The 17,356-nt window shown below is 66.1% G+C and carries 12 protein-coding genes; 8 read left to right on the top strand and 4 right to left on the bottom strand.

Features of this window, described 5'->3' with window-relative positions; translation table 11 throughout:
• The first annotated feature begins 42 nt into the window (after nt 1–42).
• A complete protein-coding gene (locus B3D50_RS00165) occupies nt 43–2,319 on the top strand; it encodes a S8 family peptidase (protein ID WP_286948678.1) in 2,277 nt (758 codons plus the stop codon).
• 169 nt (nt 2,320–2,488) lie between these two features.
• On the opposite strand, the gene B3D50_RS00160 is transcribed toward B3D50_RS00165, so the two are convergent.
• A complete protein-coding gene (locus B3D50_RS00160) occupies nt 2,489–3,664 on the bottom strand; it encodes an acetyl-CoA C-acetyltransferase (protein ID WP_286948676.1) in 1,176 nt (391 codons plus the stop codon).
• 182 nt (nt 3,665–3,846) lie between these two features.
• Here B3D50_RS00160 and trhA point away from each other — a divergent pair, with 182 nt between their 5' ends.
• The 3 genes from trhA (at nt 3,847) to B3D50_RS00145 (ending at nt 5,618) form a co-directional block, all read left to right on the top strand.
• Entirely contained in the window at nt 3,847–4,542 is a 696-nt protein-coding gene (trhA, locus tag B3D50_RS00155) for a PAQR family membrane homeostasis protein TrhA (protein ID WP_286948674.1), read from the top strand.
• 121 nt (nt 4,543–4,663) lie between these two features.
• On the top strand, nt 4,664–5,245 hold the full coding sequence (gene phaR, locus B3D50_RS00150; protein WP_286949101.1) for a polyhydroxyalkanoate synthesis repressor PhaR: 582 nt from the start codon (nt 4,664–4,666) through the stop codon (nt 5,243–5,245).
• Between the two features lie 7 nt (nt 5,246–5,252).
• Nucleotides 5,253–5,618: a hypothetical protein gene (locus B3D50_RS00145; protein WP_286948672.1), complete on the top strand. Its 366-nt coding sequence runs from the start codon at nt 5,253–5,255 to the stop codon at nt 5,616–5,618.
• Nucleotides 5,619–5,762: 144 nt separating this feature from the next.
• On the opposite strand, the gene B3D50_RS00140 is transcribed toward B3D50_RS00145, so the two are convergent.
• A complete protein-coding gene (locus B3D50_RS00140; RefSeq protein ID WP_191002052.1) occupies nt 5,763–6,500 on the bottom strand; it encodes a glycosyltransferase family 2 protein in 738 nt (245 codons plus the stop codon).
• Nucleotides 6,501–6,604: 104 nt separating this feature from the next.
• Between B3D50_RS00140 and B3D50_RS00135 the strand changes: the two genes are divergently transcribed.
• The 3 genes from B3D50_RS00135 to B3D50_RS00125 all read left to right on the top strand — a co-directional run bounded on the left by B3D50_RS00135 (nt 6,605) and on the right by B3D50_RS00125 (nt 10,348).
• Nucleotides 6,605–8,296, top strand: a complete 1,692-nt coding sequence (locus B3D50_RS00135; protein ID WP_286948669.1) for an ArnT family glycosyltransferase — start codon at nt 6,605–6,607, stop codon at nt 8,294–8,296.
• On the top strand, nt 8,293–9,216 hold the full coding sequence (locus tag B3D50_RS00130) for a hydroxymethylglutaryl-CoA lyase (protein WP_286948667.1): 924 nt from the start codon (nt 8,293–8,295) through the stop codon (nt 9,214–9,216). Before B3D50_RS00135 ends, B3D50_RS00130 begins: the two co-directional genes overlap by 4 nt.
• 112 nt (nt 9,217–9,328) lie before the next feature.
• Nucleotides 9,329–10,348: a class I SAM-dependent methyltransferase gene (locus B3D50_RS00125; RefSeq protein WP_286948666.1), complete on the top strand. Its 1,020-nt coding sequence runs from the start codon at nt 9,329–9,331 to the stop codon at nt 10,346–10,348.
• 31 nt (nt 10,349–10,379) lie between these two features.
• On the opposite strand, the gene B3D50_RS00120 is transcribed toward B3D50_RS00125, so the two are convergent.
• A complete protein-coding gene (locus tag B3D50_RS00120; protein ID WP_286948665.1) occupies nt 10,380–11,594 on the bottom strand; it encodes a tetratricopeptide repeat protein in 1,215 nt (404 codons plus the stop codon).
• Nucleotides 11,595–11,673: 79 nt separating this feature from the next.
• Complete coding sequence (gene putA, locus B3D50_RS00115; RefSeq protein WP_286948663.1) at nt 11,674–14,784, bottom strand: bifunctional proline dehydrogenase/L-glutamate gamma-semialdehyde dehydrogenase PutA; 3,111 nt, start codon at nt 14,782–14,784, stop codon at nt 11,674–11,676.
• Between the two features lie 305 nt (nt 14,785–15,089).
• Here putA and B3D50_RS00110 point away from each other — a divergent pair, with 305 nt between their 5' ends.
• The gene (locus tag B3D50_RS00110; RefSeq protein WP_286948661.1) at nt 15,090–17,315 is read left to right on the top strand and encodes an AGE family epimerase/isomerase; all 2,226 of its coding nucleotides are present in this window, start codon (nt 15,090–15,092) and stop codon (nt 17,313–17,315) included.
• The last annotated feature ends 41 nt before the right edge of the window (nt 17,316–17,356 follow it).

Below are 17,356 nucleotides of genomic sequence, written 5' to 3'. Positions count from 1 at the left end.
GAAACCAGCCTAATGGCTGGATAGGTTTCGGGAGAGGGAACCATGTCCGTTCAGCGTCTGCGGCGATACGCCGTCTCTATCAGCGTTCTGGGCCTGCTGGCCCTGCCCTTGGCGGCCTGCGGCGGCGGGGGCGGCGGAACGGGAGGCGGCATCGTCACGCCTCCACCTCCTCCTCCTCCTCCGCCTCCTCCGCCCGCTCCTCCGGCCATCCCCAGCGCGACATCCGCCGAATATCTGCGCAACTGGGGCGTCGGAGACGTCGGTGCCATGAGCGCCTGGCAGAGAGGCGCCACCGGGCGCGGTGTGACCGTCGCCGTGGTGGACAGCGGCATCAAGCTGAACCATCAGGATCTGGGGGTGAACGTCTCTCCCCTGTCGACCGATGTGGTGCCCGGCCGCAACCAGCCGCAAGGTGCGGACGACCACGGGACCAATGTCTCCAGCATCATCGCCGCGCCTTTCAACGGCTTCGGCACCGTCGGCGTCGCCTTCAACTCGACCATCTTGTCGATTCGCGCCGATGTCAGCGACTGCACGGACCCCGACGACAAGGTCTGTTTCCGATCATCCGACCTGGTGCGCTCTTTGGACTATGCGGTTCAGAACGGGGCCAAGATCATCAATCTGTCCCTGGGCGGCGAGACGCCTCTAGGCTCCCAATTCGAAGCGGCCCTGCAGCGCGCGGTAAACGCCGGGGTCATCTTCGCCATCGCCGCCGGCAACGAGGCAGGCGCCAATCCCGAATGGCCTGGCCGATACGCCAGCGACCCGCGCTTCGCCGGCTCCATCATCGTCGTCGGCGCCCATGATCGCGCGCGCCAGCTGGGCAGCTTCTCGAACAAGGCGGGCGTGTCCCAAGGCGTCTATCTGACCGCGCCTGGCGTTCAGGTCGTCTTCAACTGCGAAGAAACCCAATGCTGGCAAGGCGGCGGCACCTCCTTCGCCTCGCCCGCCGTGGCGGGCGCCCTGGCCCTGCTGCTGGAGGCCTTCCCCAATCTGACTGGACGGGAGGCGGTGGACATTCTGCTGCGCACCGGGGCGGATCTCGGCGACGCAGGGACCGACGTCACCTTCGGGCGCGGAGCCCTGGACATCGCCCGCGCGTTCCAGCCCGTCGGCGCAACCGCCTCGCCCATGGCGGCCGGCGCATCAGTGAACATCGCCGTGGCGCCCGGCGCCCATGTCGGCGGTCCGTTCGGGGACGCGATGGGTCGGACCGGGGCGCTGAGCACCATCGCCTACGACGAGTATGAGCGGCTGTTCCGGGTCGACCTGGGCGACGCATATCGCCCCGCGCCGCGCCGCAGCTGGCAGCCCGAGACGCCGACGCCCATGCGCCAGTCGCAGCTATCGATGGATGCGCCGGGCGGGACGCGACTGTCCCTGGCCGCCGCCGCGCCGGTCGAACTGCCCGAGCCGGTCGTCGCGCGCTACGGCCCCTATGACGCGCCGTGGCTGGGCGACGAGCCGCGCAGCGAGGCCCTGTTCGACGTTCAGGCCGGGCGGCTGTCCTTCTCGGCGTGGCAGGGACAAGGCGGAGCGCGCTCGCCCTTCCGCAGCGGGTCCGGCGACGGCTTCGTGGCCCTGAGCCAGGCGGATCACGCCCTGCGCGGCGCGATGCATTTCGGCGCCCTGACCTTCAGCGCCGAGAGGGGATCGGGCGACCGCCGTGCGCCTTTGCGTCCAGTCGAGCGCGACGCCTCGACCTACGCCCGCGCGGGCGTAGATTGGCGTGCGGAAGGCGGCGGCCTATCGTTCAGTCTCGGAGCCCTGGACGAGCGGATGGGGCCGCTGGGCGCCTATCTGCCGACGCAGTCGGACTTCGCCCTGCCGTCGCGCACCCGCTTTGCGGCGGTCGGGGCGGATGTGGATCTGGGGCGCGGCTTCACCCTGTCGGGCGAGGCGGGTTTCGGCCGCACCGAACTGGAGGGGCGGTTCCTGCACCTGTCGGCCCCGGCGATCAGCTCGACGTGGCGGGCGTCGTTGCAGTCGGCCTGTCCGACGTGGTCCTTCGCCAAGGCCCTGGGCTGCCGCAGCCTGACGTGGGAGATCGCCCAGCCGCTGCGGATCGAGGACGGGACGTTCAGCGCCTATCTGGCCGACGCGCCGCTGGACTATTTCGATCCGGTGACCTTCTCGGAGCGGCGCTTCTCGGCCGCGCCGTCGGGGCGGCAGATCGACTTCAGCGTGCGCAGCCTGCACGCCCTGCCGGGCGGCTCCTGGCTGCAGCTCGAGGCCGTCGCCAGCCGCGAGGAGCAGCACCGCGCGGGCGCCCCGACCGGCTACGCCCTGCTGGGCAGTTGGCGGCGGGGGTTTTGACCTGATCTCCCTTCCCCCTCGATGGGGGAAGGGCGGGGATGGGGGTGCGCGCGCAGCGGCGCTGATTGGACGCAGGAGACACAGCGTCTCCCAGCCTCACGGCAAACCGCTCGCCGACACCCCCACCCAACCCTCCCCCATCGAGGGGGAGGGCTAAGCAAGATTCAACTCAGCCGCGTTCGACGCACATCGCCACGCCCATACCGCCGCCGATGCACAGGGTGGCCAGACCCTTCTTCGCGCCAGAGCGCTTCATCTCGTGCAGCAGGGTGGTCAGGACGCGCGCGCCCGAGGCGCCGACCGGGTGGCCGATGGCGATGGCGCCGCCGTTGACGTTGACCTTGGCAGGGTCGAGGCCCAGCTCCTTGACCACGCACAGCGACTGGGCGGCGAAGGCTTCGTTGGATTCGATCAGGTCCAGATCGGCGACCGTCCAGCCCGCCTTCTCCAGCGCCTTCTTCGAGGCCGGGATCGGGCCGGTGCCCATGATGGCGGGATCGACGCCCGCCGTGGCCCACGACGCGATGCGGGCCAGCGGCTCTAGGCCGCGCGCCTTGGCTTCATCGGCGCTCATCAGCACCAGGGCGGCGGCTCCGTCGTTGATGCCCGAGGCGTTGGCCGCCGTCACCGTGCCGTCTTTGACGAAGGCGGGCTTCAGCTTCTCCATCGCCTCGAGGGTGGCGCCGTGGCGGATGTATTCGTCCTGATCCACGACCACGTCGCCCTTGCGGGTCGAGATGACGACCGGGACGATCTCGTCGGCGAACTTGCCCGCCTTCTGTGCGGCTTCGGCCTTGTTCTGGGAGGCGACGGCGAAGGCGTCCTGAGACGCGCGGTCGATCGACCATTTGGCGGCGATGTTCTCGGCCGTCTGGCCCATGTGATAGCCGTGGAAGGCGTCGATCAGGCCGTCCTGAAGCATGCTGTCCTTGAGGCCCAGCTCGCCCATCTTCTGACCGTTGCGCAGCTGGGCCGTGTGCGGCGACTGGCTCATGCTCTCCTGACCGCCGGCGACGACGATCTTCGCGTCGCCCTGCACGATCTGCTGATAGGCCAGGGCCACGGCGCGCAGGCCCGAGCCGCACAGCTGATTGAGGCTCCAGGCCGGGGTTTCGTTGGCCAGGCCCGCGCCGATGGCCGCCTGACGCGCCGGGCCTTGCCCTGCGCCCGCCTGCAGCACCTGACCCAGGATCACCTCGTCCACATCGGAAGCGGCCACGCCTGCGCGCTCCAGCGCCGCCTTGATGGCGACCTCGCCCAGCTTGGAGGCCGGAAGGGTCGACAGGGCGCCGAGGAAGGAGCCGACCGGCGTGCGGGCGGCGGAGACGATGACGACGTCAGTCATTTTATTCACTCCCTGGAGAAATTCTTTGCGCGAGGTTGTGCCGCATTCGCAGGCGCACGTCACCTGTTGCGATGCAGCAATCAGCAAAACGTCATCGCCGCGCCGCACCATCCGCCGGGAACGATGCCCGATGCCGCGCTTTCAGAAAGGGAAGGAGACGTGATCTTGCCGAAAGCCTCACCATGCTGAAAGCCCTCGCCCGCCGCATCTGCACCCCTGACGATCTGGACATGATCGAACACTATCAGACGCGGGCCGAGCGCCTGGCCGATCTGTGGGTGCACGCCGTGGGCCTGGCGCTGGCGGCGACGGGCGGGGTGATCCTGGCCGTTCTGGCCAGCGTCTATGCGGGCATGGGCGCGGCGGTTTCGACGGCGATTTACGCCCTGTGTCTGGTGGCCATGCTGACGGCCTCCACCGTCTACAACCTGACCCATCCGTGCGCGGCGCGGCCGGTGCTGCGGCGGCTGGACGAGGCGGCCATCTTCCTGATGATCGCGGGCAGCTACACCCCCTTCACCGCCGTCAGGTTCGAGGGCGCCTGGTCCGTGGGCTTCACCCTAGCGGTGTGGACCATGGCCATCGTCGGCGCGGGCGTGAAGATGCTGGCCCCGCGCCTGTCCGACGCCTTCTGGAGCGTGATCTACGTCCTGTTCGGCTGGGTGGCGGTGTTCGCGCTGAAACCAATGATCGAGACCGTCCACCCGCTGGCGCTGGGCCTGCTGGTCGCGGGCGGACTAATCTATACGGCCGGGGTCTTCGTCTTCATCAGCCAGAAGGTGAAGTTCCGCCGCGCCATCTGGCACGGCTTCGTCGTCACCGGCGCGGGCGTGCACTGGGCCGCCGTGCTGATCGGCGTGGTGCTGGTCCAGGCCTGACCCCCCGCGTCAAAGACGGGACTCGCCTTCGCGCGCGCAATGCGGGATGCTTGGGCGTTGCAACATCGCGAGAACAAGCGTGACCGACAAGAAATCCGAGGGCGGAAAAACCCGTGACGGCATGGTCGTCATCAAGAAGTATGCGAACCGGCGGCTCTACAACACCGCCACCAGCGCCTATGTGACGCTGGACGATCTGGCCCGCATGGTGCGCGAGGGCGTGGAATTCGTCGTCTATGACGCCAAGACCAATGACGATCTGACGCGCCAGATCCTGACCCAGATCATCTTCGAGGAAGAAAGCCGGGGCGAGGCCCTGCTGCCGGTGCAGTTCCTGCGTCAGCTGATCGGCTTCTACGGCAACTCCATGCAGGGGGTGCTGCCGTCCTATCTGGAGATGTCGCTAGATACGTTCACGCGCCAGCAGGAGCAGCTGCGCGGCCAGTTCACGCGCGCCTTCGCCGCCGCGCCCGGCGGCAATCTGATGGAAGAGGCCGTGCGCCAGAACATGGCCATGTTCGAGCGCGCCATGCGGATGTTCCCCGGCTTCGCCTATGGCCGCCCGGAAGGCGAGGCGGCCGAAACGCCCGCCGCCGAACCCAAGGCTGAACCGGCCAAGGAAGACGCGGCGCTGGACGAGATGCGCCGCCAGATGGACGAGATGCGGGCCCAGATCGACCGCCTCGCCCAGTCCAAGGGCTGAGGCCGAGGTGACGGATGAAATCCGTCCCATCGGCGCGTCGGGACCGCTGAACGACCCTGTCGTGGACGATCGCCGCGAAGGCGACCGCCGCCGTCGCGAGCGGCGGCGCGCCCGCGCCCTGGTCCCGACCGAGGCCGAGGCGTCGGACGAGGCGGCCGATCCTGCCGCCTCCCCGGCAAAGCCTGCCGTCACCCCGCCTCCGCCGCCCGCGGCCTTCGCCGCCCAGGTGTTGGGTCAGTCGGGGCAGAAGCGCGGGTTGAAGGGCGGCGCGCCGGTGCTGGACGCCGCGCGCACCACCTATCTGGGCCGGGAATATTCAGGGCGGCACGACCGGCGCCCCTCGCCGGGGCGATCACGCAAGACCGAGATCTGACAGCGTCTGGCGCCTGACTTGCGTAGACGAAGGCTCAACCGCTTTCGGATCGCGCCATGCCCGCCGCTTTTAGCCTTGCCGCCCGCCTGTTCGACGTGACCGTGGTGGCCGTGATCTTTCTGGCGTTCAGCTAGGACTTCGGCCTCAGAACTCGCTGATGTCGCCCGGACGGCGCGAGCGGGACTTCAGCCACATTACGCCCAGCAGGTCCGAGAAGGACGCCCGCAGCCGTCCCCAGTTGGTGTATTTCGACCGGCCCGTCTCGCGGTGGCGGTGATCAACGTCGAGGTAGCGGTTCTCATACCCCTCGCGGATCATCAGGGCGGGCAGGTAGCGGTGGATGTGATCGAAGTAGGGCAGCCGCAGGAAGACGTCGCGGCGGAACGCCTTCAGGCCGCAGCCGGTGTCGTCCGCGTCGTCGCCCAGCAGCTTCTTGCGGATGCGGTTGGCCCACAAGGAGGCCTGACGCTTGGCGTTGGTGTCCTGGCGCTTGGCGCGCACGCCGCCGACCAGGGCGACGCTGGGCGGGGCCGCCAGCAGGGCGTCGGCCAGGCGCGGCGCATCAGCGGGCGGGTTCTGGCCGTCGCCGTCCAGCGTCACCACGATCGGCGCCCGCGCGGCCAGCACGCCGGTACGCACCGCCCGGCTCTGCCCGGCATTGGTTCCGTGCGACAGAACCCGCAGGGCGGGCAGCTCGGCCATCGCCGCCTGCAGCTCGGCCAGGGTCGTGTCCCGGCTGGCGTCGTTGACGAAGATCATCTCATAGGACCGCCCGGCGAAGGCCTCGGCGATTTCGCGCGCCAGAGGCACGGCGGCGCCGGATTCATCATGCACGGGCACGACGACGGAAATGTCAGGCGAGGAAGCGGAGCGGTCGATCATCGACGCTCTTTAGCGCAGGCCGCGCCCCGGCGAAACGGCGTGTCCACAGTCGATGAAGAAGGTGAAGCTTCCGGGCGACGCATCGGGCGTGATACGACACCCGCATGAACCGCCCGAACCTGGATCGCTATATCGCCGGCTGGCGCGGCCCCGTCCTTGCGGCCCTGCTGGCCCTGATCGCGGGCCTGCCCGGCCTGCTGCTGCTGCCGCCGCTGGACCGGGACGAGAGCCGCTTCGCCCAGGCGACGGCCCAGATGCTGGAGGGCGGCGACTATGTCGACATCCGCTTCCAGGACGATCCACGCTGGAAGAAGCCCATCGGCATCTACTGGATGCAGGCCGCCGCCGTGGCCGCGACCTCGGACGTCGAGGACCGCAACATCCAGCCCTATCGCCTGCCGTCGCTGCTGGGGGCCATGCTGGCGGCCTGGGCCGTGGCCTGGGCGGGCGCGGCCCTGTTCGGCAACCGGGCAGGCTTTCTGGCGGGCGCCATGCTGGGTGCCACCTTCCTGCTGTCGACCGAGGCGGGCATCGCCAAGACCGACGCCATGCTGGCGGGCCTGACCACCCTGTCGATGGCGGCGCTGGCGCGCATCTACATGTCCACGCGGGCGGGCGAGAAGGCCGACCGGCTGCACAAGCTGCTGTTCTGGACCGGCATCGGCCTGTCCATCCTGATCAAGGGGCCGATCGGCCTGCTGGTCGTGGCCCTGACCATCATCGCCCTGTCGCTGTGGGATCGAAACATCAAGTGGCTGGGCCAGCTGGGCTGGGGCTGGGGGCTGCCGCTTGTGGCCCTGCTGGTCGGCCCCTGGGCCATCGCCATCACCATCGCCACCGACGGCGGCTTCTGGCGTGAGGCCATCGGCGGCGATCTGGCGCCCAAGATCGCGGGCGCCCATGAAAGTCACGGCGGCTTCCCCGGCATGTATGTGCTGCTGTCGCCCCTGCTGTTGTTCCCCGTCACCCTGATGCTGCCGGCCGCCCTGTCGACTGGCTGGCATCGCCGCGCCGAGCCCGCGATCCGCTTCGCCGTCTGCTGGCTGGTCCCGGCCTGGCTGATGTTCGAGCTGGCCCCAACCAAGCTGTGGCACTACACCCTGCCGACCTTCGGGGCGATCGCCCTGCTGGCCGCCGCCGCCCTGACCCAGCCGATCGGCAAGGTCTCGCGCGTGACCGGCGCCTTGCTGGGCCTGTTCGCCGCCGTGGTCATCTGCCTGATCACCGTCTACGGCCTGACCGAGTTCGGCCGCTCGACCGCTCAGACCTGGGCCACGGTCACCATCGTCTTCGCCGTCATGGCGGCCGCCGTGGGCGGCTTCCTGCTGGTCAACCGCGCGGCCATCACCGGGGTGCTGATCGCCATCGCCTTCGGCATACTGGCCCATGCGGGGCTGGCCGGGACCATCCGCCAGCTGCGCCCGCTGTCGATCGCGCCGCGCCTGGTGCAGACGCTGGACTCCGCCGAGCTGAACCCGGCCCAGGGCCGTTATCCGGGGCCGGTGGCCATCACCACCTTCCATGAGCCCAGCTTCGTCTTCCTGACCGGCAAGGACACCCAGTTGACCGACGGCGCCGGCGCCGCCCGCGCCCTGGCCGAAGGCCGCCCGGCCATCGTCGAGGCCCGAGACGACGAAGCCTTCCGCCGCGCCCTGGCCGATCTGGGCGCCGCCGGGCGCGCCGTCGGCGTGGTCAGCGGCCACAACTATTCCTCGGGCGACGACGTGCGCCTGACCGTCTACGCCCCCGCCGGATCGGGCCAGCGGAGCACAAACCAGGGGAGCCCCCGCCGATGAGCCGCTTCATCCAGATCGTCGAAGTCGGCCCGCGCGACGGCCTGCAGAACGAGAAGACGGTGCTGGAGCCCGCCGTGCGCGCCGAGTTCGTCCAGCGGCTGGAGGCGGCCGGGGCCCGGCGTATCGAGGCTGTCAGCTTCGTCCACCCCAAATACGTGCCCCAGATGGCGGGCGCCGAAGAGGTCATGGCCGCCCTGCCCCGCCTTGAGGGCCGCAGCCGCATCGGCCTGGTCTTGAACGGCAAGGGCTATGACCGCGCCCTGGGCACGGCGGTGGACGAGGTCAACGTCGCCATGTCGGCCACCGACGGCTTCGGCCTGAAGAACCAGGGCCTCGGCGTCGACCAGCAGGTGCAGATGCTGTCCGACATCGTCGCGGGCCGCGCCAATGCAGACGGCGCGCCGGGTGCGACGCCCAAGCTGTCGGCCACCCTGTCCTGCGTCTGGGGCTGTCCGTTCGACGGCGAGGTCTCGGTGCAGCAGGTCGGCGAGCTGGTCGCCCGCATCGCCGCCCTGGGCGTCGAGGAGATCGCCCTGGCCGACACCATCGGCGTCGGCGATCCGTGGAGCGTCACGAAAAAGGTCGAGGCCGCTCGCAAGGCCGCCCCCGACGCCACCCTGCGCCTGCATTTCCACGACACCCGCAACACCGGCCTAGCCAACGCCTATGCGGGCGTGGAGGCGGGCGTCGACGTGCTGGACGCCTCGGTCGGCGGCATCGGCGGCTGCCCCTTCGCGCCCGGCGCCACCGGCAACATCGCCACCGAGGATCTGGTCTACATGCTGGAGCGCGCGGGCTACGCGACCGGCTACGACCTGGACGCCCTGATCGCAGCGGCCCGCTGGATCGGCGGCCAGATCGGCAAACCCAACCCCAGCGCGCTCAGCCGCGCGGGCGGGTGGCCGCAAATCAAGGCCTGATCACCCGGCACAAAAATGCCCATGATGGCTTTCCCGTGAAGGCTAAAGTGCGATACGAGCAGGGTTTAAGACGCCCTTGAGGCGACCGCGAACTCTTCCTGACGAGAATGCTTTGATAAACCCGTTAAAGTTCTGGCGTAAAAAAGCCCGTCAAGCGGAAGCGGTCGCGAATAAATTTCAGCTGGCGACCAACCAAATCAACGCTCTTTCCTTGGCCCTAGAAGAACATCGGCGCGAAACCCGTCTGTTTTACAACAGTCTGGCTCTGCCCGCTCGAGCGGAGTGGGACGGGCAGCCCCCGATGATCCAGGGAGAGCCCGCTAAACTGGCTTTTCCGCGCAGCACCCTGTGCCGGCAAGACAGCTTTCACGAGGCCTATTTTTCTTATTGGACTCATCGCCTGCGTGAAGGCTTGCGTTATCATCGCAAGCTGTGGGAATTCGTCTTTATCTGTCAGGTTTTATGGGAACGCGGCGCGGTCGTTGCAGGCGCGCGCGGACTGGGCTTTGGGGTCGGCGCCGAACCCCTAAGCGCCTTCTTCGCCTCTCAAAATTGTCGCATCTTGGCCACCGACATGGACGTAGGGATGGCCGAGGCCATGGGCTGGACCCTGACCAACCAGCATGCTGTCGGCAAAGAAGCACTACGAAAGCCGGCCGTCTGCCCTGATGACCTGTTCAACCAGAACGTCTCCTTCCAGGCATGCGATATGAACGATGTGCCGGCGGAGTTTGTCGATTTCGACTTCTGCTGGTCGGCCTGCGCGCTGGAACACCTCGGCTCCATCGAAAAAGGCCTCGCGTTTATTGAACGGTCCATTCAATGCCTGAAGCCGGGCGGTTGGGCCGTCCACACGACCGAGTTTAATACTAGTTCTAACGAGGCAACGGTCGACAATCTGGGTACAGTCTTGTTCCGACGCCGCGATTTCGAGGCTCTCGCTCAAAAGCTAAGGCAGCAGGGCCACACCGTCGTGCCATTTGATTTCAACCTCGGCGACGGTCCCGTGGATCGCTATATCGACATGCCGCCTTACCGGGAACAGCCTCACCTGCAGATGGCGCTGTCCGGCTTCTCCACAACCTCGTTTGGGATCATCGTACAGCGCGGCGCGGTCGCCGCAACTGCTTGATCGGCAAGCAGTAACGGCTCCTCGTTACCCTTCAAGCTTTGCGAACGCCTCGGATCGCAGTGCTAAGTCGTGCAAGCATGCGGGGCACCCTGACTGCGCCATTTCGCTGGCTAAGGGCATTCGCCTCGGCGTCGTCTCGATAGGTTTCCAACAATTGAAAATATTGCGGCCTTGGGTCCAAAGCGATCGCCCGCTCGACGGCTTCGACAGCTTCCCTTGCCTCACCTAGCCTCTGCAGCAACGCTCCTTCCCACGCATGCAGGTGAGCCTGATGGGAAAGGGCTTCGACCGCCTCTCGGGCATAAGGTCGAGCCTCATCAAACCGCCCCGCCGCCACCAAGGCATCCACATAGGATATGAGATAGACTGGCGCTCGTTTTGTCGAAGTTACAATGCCTTCGAGTCTCTTGATGGCGTCGTCATGCCGCCCTTCCGCCGATAACAACCTTGCAAGAGCCAAGCTTGCGAGCGGACTTGAAGGACCAATTTTTACAGCTCGCTGAGCCAAATCCAGAGCGAGACCTCGCCGATGCGCGGGTTGCCTCATCGCCAGATTCGAGAGGTAGAAGCTGCTCGCCCCCCGGCGTCTTCGAGCTTCGCGTCCAAAGGCAATATGCTCGAAGTCACCCGAGAGCGCTTGAAGCACCAGCGGCTTCAGAAGCCCTGTCTCAGCCAAGTACGTGGTAGCGGGATGAGAAACATAAGGCAAAGCAACTTGCCTTATGTCGATATCTCTCTGGATCCGGGTCACCTGATGCCCGTCTTCCAGCGGGTCGAAAACCACGACTGGTCGAGCGCGGCAAATGATCCTACCGTCCACTTCAGGTAGCCAGGTAATACGATGGCTGTCCTGAAGCCAGCGTGTCTCCGAAGGCATCTTCTGCGGATCGATCGAATATTGCGGCGAAAGCGCCAACACGGCATGTGCCCGGACGGCGTCAGCAAAACGAATGGCCGCGTAACCGCCCATGCTGGATCCATAGGTCATCACGCGATCAGCCCCGACCGTCGCGGCTCGAGCCGCTGCCATTGCCTCAGCCATTTCGGGGTATTGGTACCAGTCCTCCTGGCATCCCATCACATGGAGGGCGGACACTCCAGATTGGCGCAGGAATTCTTGACCAAAGCCAGGTCGATCAAAGCCATGTCCGATACCATAGTTGTCGAAGGTCACGATCCAGCGGCTGACATCCTTCGTCGGCATGCTGCGAACCACGACACTCTCACTGCGGAACAAATCGATCATCTAGGCTCCTTAAGCGAAGGCCTTAGACCGATTTAGGGCGAAGCGCGACGGCCGCCGTCGCGCTTCGCTTACCGCAAACTTACAGGTTCAGCAGCGCCGGATCCCCGCCCTGGGCGGCGATGTTGATGCTGATAGCCTTTTCGGCGGCGTAGCGGATCAGGCTGTTGGGGCCGCCGGCCTTCGGACCAGTGCCGCTAAGGCCTTCGCCGCCGAACGGTTGCACGCCGACCACCGCACCGATGATCGAGCGGTTGACATAGACGTTGCCCGCCGGGACCAGTTCCATCACCTCACGGGCGAAGGCGTCGATGCGGCTGTGGACGCCCAGCGTCAGGCCGAAGCCGCGCGCCGCCAGCTTACCGGCGACCTTTTCCAGATCCTTCGGCTCGTAGCGATAGACGTGCAGGATCGGACCGAAGACTTCGCGCTCGAGGAAGTCCGGGGTTGGAATCTCGGCGATGGTCGGGGCGAACAGGTCGCCCTTGTCGGCGCCGGCCGGCAGTTCGGCGCGGGCGATGATCTTGGCTTCCTTGGACAGGCGCTCGACGTGGGCTTCCAGGTTGGCGCGGCTTTCGGCGTCGATCACCGGGCCGATGTCAGTCTTGGCGTCGGTCGGGTCGCCCAGCACCTGGGCGGCCAGCGCGCCCTTCAGGCCCTCGATCAGGGCGTCGGCCGAATCCTTGGGCGCATAGAGGACGCGCAGGGCCGAGCAACGCTGACCGGCCGAGCCAAAGGCCGACAGGATGACGTCGTCGATGATCTGTTCTTTCAGCGCCGTGGTGTCGACGAACATGCCGTTCAGGCCGCCCGTTTCAGCGATGAAGGGGATGATGGCGCCCGGACGCGCGGCCAGGCCGCGGTTGATCGCCGAAGCGGTGTCGGTGCCGCCGGTGAAGGCCACGCCGTCGACGCCCGGATGGTTGGTCAGGGCCGCGCCGACGGTCTCGCCGCGGCCGGGAACCAGGGCCAGCAGGTCGGGGTTCAGACCGGCCTTGTAGTAGAGGCGCACGGCTTCGGCGGCGATCAGCGGCGTCTGCTCGGCGGGCTTGGCCACCACGCCGTTGCCGGCGGCGAGCGCGGCCGCGATCTGGCCGGTGAAGATGGCCAGCGGGAAGTTCCACGGGCTGATGCAGGCGAAGACGCCGCGGCCGTGCAGCACCAGTTCGTTCGTCTCGCCGGTCGGGCCCTTCAAGGTCTGACGGCCGCCGAAGTCGCGCTCGGCCAGCAGGGCGTAGTAGCGGCAGAAGTCGGCGGCTTCGCGCACCTCGGCCACGCCGTCGTTCAGCGTCTTGCCCGCTTCACGCGACAGCAGGGCGACCAGACGGTCCAGATCGGCTTCCAGGGCGTCGGCCATGGCGCGCAGGACGGGTGCGCGGCCCGCGCCGCCCAGACGATCCCAGGCGAGCTGAGCGTTGGCGGCGGTGTTGACAGCCAGATCGACGTCTTCAACCGAGGCTTCCGACACATGGCCCAGCACGCGGGTGCGGTCATAGGGGTTGGTGACGTCCTGTGCGTTCACCCCGGCGCGCAGCTTGCCGCCGATGATCGGGCCGGCGGTCAGCTTCTCGCTGTCAACACGCTCCAGAGCGGCCGCATGGCGCTCGCGGTCGGCAGCCTGCGAATAGTCGCGGCCGAGGGAGTTCTGGCGGTCACCGTAGATGTTCATGGGTACAGGGATCTTCGGATGGCGGTCAGGCTGGGCCTCAACCGAGGTGATGGGATCGGCGGCCACGTCGGCCGCAGGCACGCGCTCGTCCAGCAGGGCGTGGACGAAGGAGGAGTTGGCGCCGTTCTCCAGCAGGCGGCGCACCAGGTAGGGCAGCAGTTCTTCGTGGCCGCCGACGGGGGCGTAGGCGCGCACGACGACATCGCCCCACTCGGCCTTGGCGCCGTCATAGAGGGCCTCGCCCATGCCGTGCAGGCGCTGGAACTCGATGGTCACGCGGCGATCGGCGGCCATGCGGTGCACGGCGGCCAGGGTGTGGGCGTTGTGGGTGGCGAACTGCGAAAAGATGTAGGGCGAGGCCTCGATCAGCGCCTTGGCGCAGACCAGATAGTTCAGGTCGGTCGCGGGCTTGGTCGTGAAGACCGGATAGTCGGTGCGGCCGTTGACCTGGGCCAGCTTGATCTCGGTGTCCCAATAGGCGCCCTTGACCAGGCGCACCATCAGGCGGCGGCCCGACGACTTGGCCAGTTCGGCCAGCTTGGCCACCGTCTCGGTCGTGCGCTTCTGATAGGCCTGAACGGCGAGGCCGAGCCCCTGCCAGTCGCCCAGCGCCGGTTCGCGGGCCAGCCGCTCCAGCAACTTCAGCGACAGGGCCAGACGGTCGGCTTCCTCGGCGTCGATGGTGTAGTTGATGTCGTATTTGGCGGCGATCAGCGCCAGGCGCAGGATGCGGGGATACAGCTCTTCCCACACCCGGTCTTCCTGCACCGCCTGATAGCGCGGCGACAGGGCCGACAGCTTGACCGAGACGCCGTGGCCGCGCTCAGGGCCTTCGCCCTTGGCGGTCTTGCCCACGGCCTCGATGGCGTCGGCGTATATCTTTTCATAACGTTCAGCGTCGGCGGCGGTGCGGGCGCCCTCGCCCAGCATGTCGAAGCTGCACAGCCAGTTCTCGCGGTCCGACCGCTTCAGGGCCGCCTCGATGGTGCGGCCGACGACGAACTGCTCGCCCATGATCTTGACGGCGGTGGCGACGGCCTGACGAATGACCGGCTCGCCCAGACGCCCGACCAGACGCTTGAGGAAGTTCGGCAGGTCGCTGCGGGCTTCATCGTCGACATCGACCAGCTTGCCGGTCAGCATCAGGCCCCAGGTCGAGGCGTTGACGAACAGGCTGTCGGACTGACCCATGTGGCTGGCCCAGTCGGCCGAGCCGATCTTCTCGGCGATCAGACGGTCGCGGGTGTCGGCGTCGGGCGTGCGCAGCAGGGCCTCGGCCAGACACATCAGGGCCAGACCTTCGCGGGTGCCCAGGCTGAACTCCTGCAGGAAGCTTTCGACCACGCCCTGGCGCTTCTGGCTCTTACGGGCGCTTTCGACCAGGCCGACGGCATCGTTCAGGACCGCCGCGCGACCGTCAGGCGTCAGGGGTTCGGCAGCCAGCAGTTTGGCCACCACCTCACGTTCGTCCCGGTACTTGTTCCGGTCTAGCTCATCCCAATGGCGAAGATCGGTCGGCGTCATCAATCTATAAAATCCCAGGACAGAAGGCCTTCAATTTTAGTCATATATGGCCAGATTATCCGAATGTGCATTGAATGATTGAAGCGACCCGCATCAATCCTTCGGAAAAAATGCCCCGGCGGTGTATGAATTTTACCGCGAGTCCGGTGACGCCCTACGCTTGATTTCGTCACCCCAAGACGCGCTGGAAGAATCACCTCGTCCAAGGCGCACCCTGGAGATGAACACCGCTCCTGGCGCCCCAGAAGGGCGCCCCGCCCCACCGGCTCTCGACCAACCGGAAACGCCCAGCTAAACCGGAACCCATGAAGTCGAGGCCACCTGTTTATCCCGTTATTCTTTGCGGCGGAGCCGGGACGAGGCTGTGGCCCGCGTCACGGCCATCCCGTCCCAAACACTTCATTCCTCTCGCAGGCAATCGGTCTCTCTTCCAAGAAACGGCGCAACGCGTCGCGCCCTTGGCGAGCGGCGACGGCCGCCTCGTCGTCGTGGGCGGCGCCAAGCACCAGAAAACAATTCTGCATCAGCTATCTGAAATCGGCGTTTCAGCCGTTATCTTACTGGAGCCGGAAGGACGAGACTCTGCCGCGGCGATGGCCGCAGCAGCGATCTGGACACGGCGGCAATCGCCGGACGCCGTCAATCTGTTCGTGCCTTCCGACCACCACATACCAGATCATAACGCCTTCCAGAACGCCGTAGAGCTTGCCGTTGAAGCGTCACTGGCTGGACGAATCGTAACCTTGGGCATCGTGCCGACTTCGCCTTCTTCCGCCTATGGCTACATCGCCCCCGCGAACACAGGCTTGAGCGAAGTCGCCGCCTTCGTGGAAAAGCCGACCGAAAGCGCAGCAAAACGATATATCGATAACGGATACCTTTGGAATAGCGGCAACTTCATCGTGCAGGCTGAAGTGCTTGAACAGGAGTTTGCACAGTCAACAGCCTCACTGCACGCCAGTGTCAGAGATGCGGTCGACACCGCAGTCCCCGACAGCAGTTGCCTCATTCTGGGCGAATCCTTCCGGTCCGCCGCCAAGATCTCCGTTGATTATGCGATAATGGAGAAGACACGCTGCGCTTCAGTGCTTCCAGTATCGTTCGAATGGTCGGATCTCGGCGCATGGGACTCCGTACACGCCTCAGGAGAAGGCGATGTGGGTCTGCACGTTTTAGAAGATTCTGAAGGCTGCCTCATTCGCGCCCGCGATGGTGTTCTGGTTGCAGCTATCGGCTTGAGAAATGTCGCGATCGTCGTCGAGCAAGACGCCGTTCTCGTGACCGACCTCAAGCGCAGCCAAGACGTTAAAAAAGTCGTCAGGCGCCTGGGCGATCTATCCCCCAGGCATCTCGATTTTGAGGTGTCGGCCCCTCCTTCCTTCTATGAGAGCGCCGCGCGCCTGAGCGCTTGGCTCAGAAGCAAGGCATTGCCGATTTGGTGCACGCTTGGCCAGAATGACAGCGGAGCGTTCGAGGAAACTCTCGCGCTGGACGGCCGCCGCGTAAGATCCTCAAAACGCGCTCGCGTCCAAGCCAGGCAGATCTATGCCTATGGCCAAGCAGGTCTGATGGGCTGGCAAGGCCCCTGGCGGCGAGCGGTTGAAAGCGGCATGGACTATCTGGACCAGCGCTTCACGCGACCGGACGGGCTTCTTCGCTCCGTTCTTGATATGGACGGCCAGCCGATCGATGAACATGCAAGTCTATACGATCAGGCCTTCCTGCTTTTGGCTCTCGCCATCACGCGCCGTTCACTTGATCGAGCAGACCTGGAAGCACGGGCTGCAAAGGTCCGTGAACTGCTGCTGATAGAACGAAGCCACAAAGGGGGGCTCACGGAGGTCGGCACCAAGCCGTACCAAGCCAATCCCCTCATGCACATGCTCGAAGCCTCCATGGGATGGGAGGCGATAAGCGCCGACAGAGGCTGGCGCGACCTGTCCGACTCCATCGTCGCGATCGCCCGCACTCGGCTTATCGATCAGAAGAGCGGTCTTATCGGCGAGTTCTTCGACGAGAACTGGACACCTCCCGGCGACCGACGCAGTGAGCTCATTGAGCCCGGTCATCAGTTGGAATGGTCAGGTCTGCTCGCACAGCACGCAAGGGCGCGCGGAGATAGTGAACTCAAGGATCTTGCCTGGAGCCTCTACTTGAGCGGGCTTGACGGTTTCGACCCTCACAAGGAAGTCATTATCGACAGCCGCAACATCAACGGCACAGTCCGAAGCGAGCGCGCGCGCCTTTGGCCGCAGACAGAATGGCTCAAGGCTTCTTTGATTTTCGCAACTCTATTGGATGACGGTCGACGCGAGTTCTGCCTCAACCAAGCAGCCCGGGCAGAAGCCAGCCTATGGCGTTACCTGACCTCCGACGGGCTGTGGAAGGACAAATTGCTCGAGATAGGACGCTTTATCGATGAACCGGCGCCAGCCAGTTCCTTCTATCACATCATAGCCGCCTATGCCGAGGTGGAGCGCGCTGTTTCCAGCCTGTCGCCAGACAGGAAGGCGGGCGTTTCATTGTTCTAGACCCGCCGTACGGCAGATTTGGCGCGCAGCACGGACCTATG

Source organism: Brevundimonas sp. UBA7507, assembly GCF_002478355.1.
GTDB lineage: Bacteria > Pseudomonadota > Alphaproteobacteria > Caulobacterales > Caulobacteraceae > Brevundimonas > Brevundimonas diminuta_D.
This window is presented reverse-complemented; position numbering and strand designations above follow the sequence as displayed.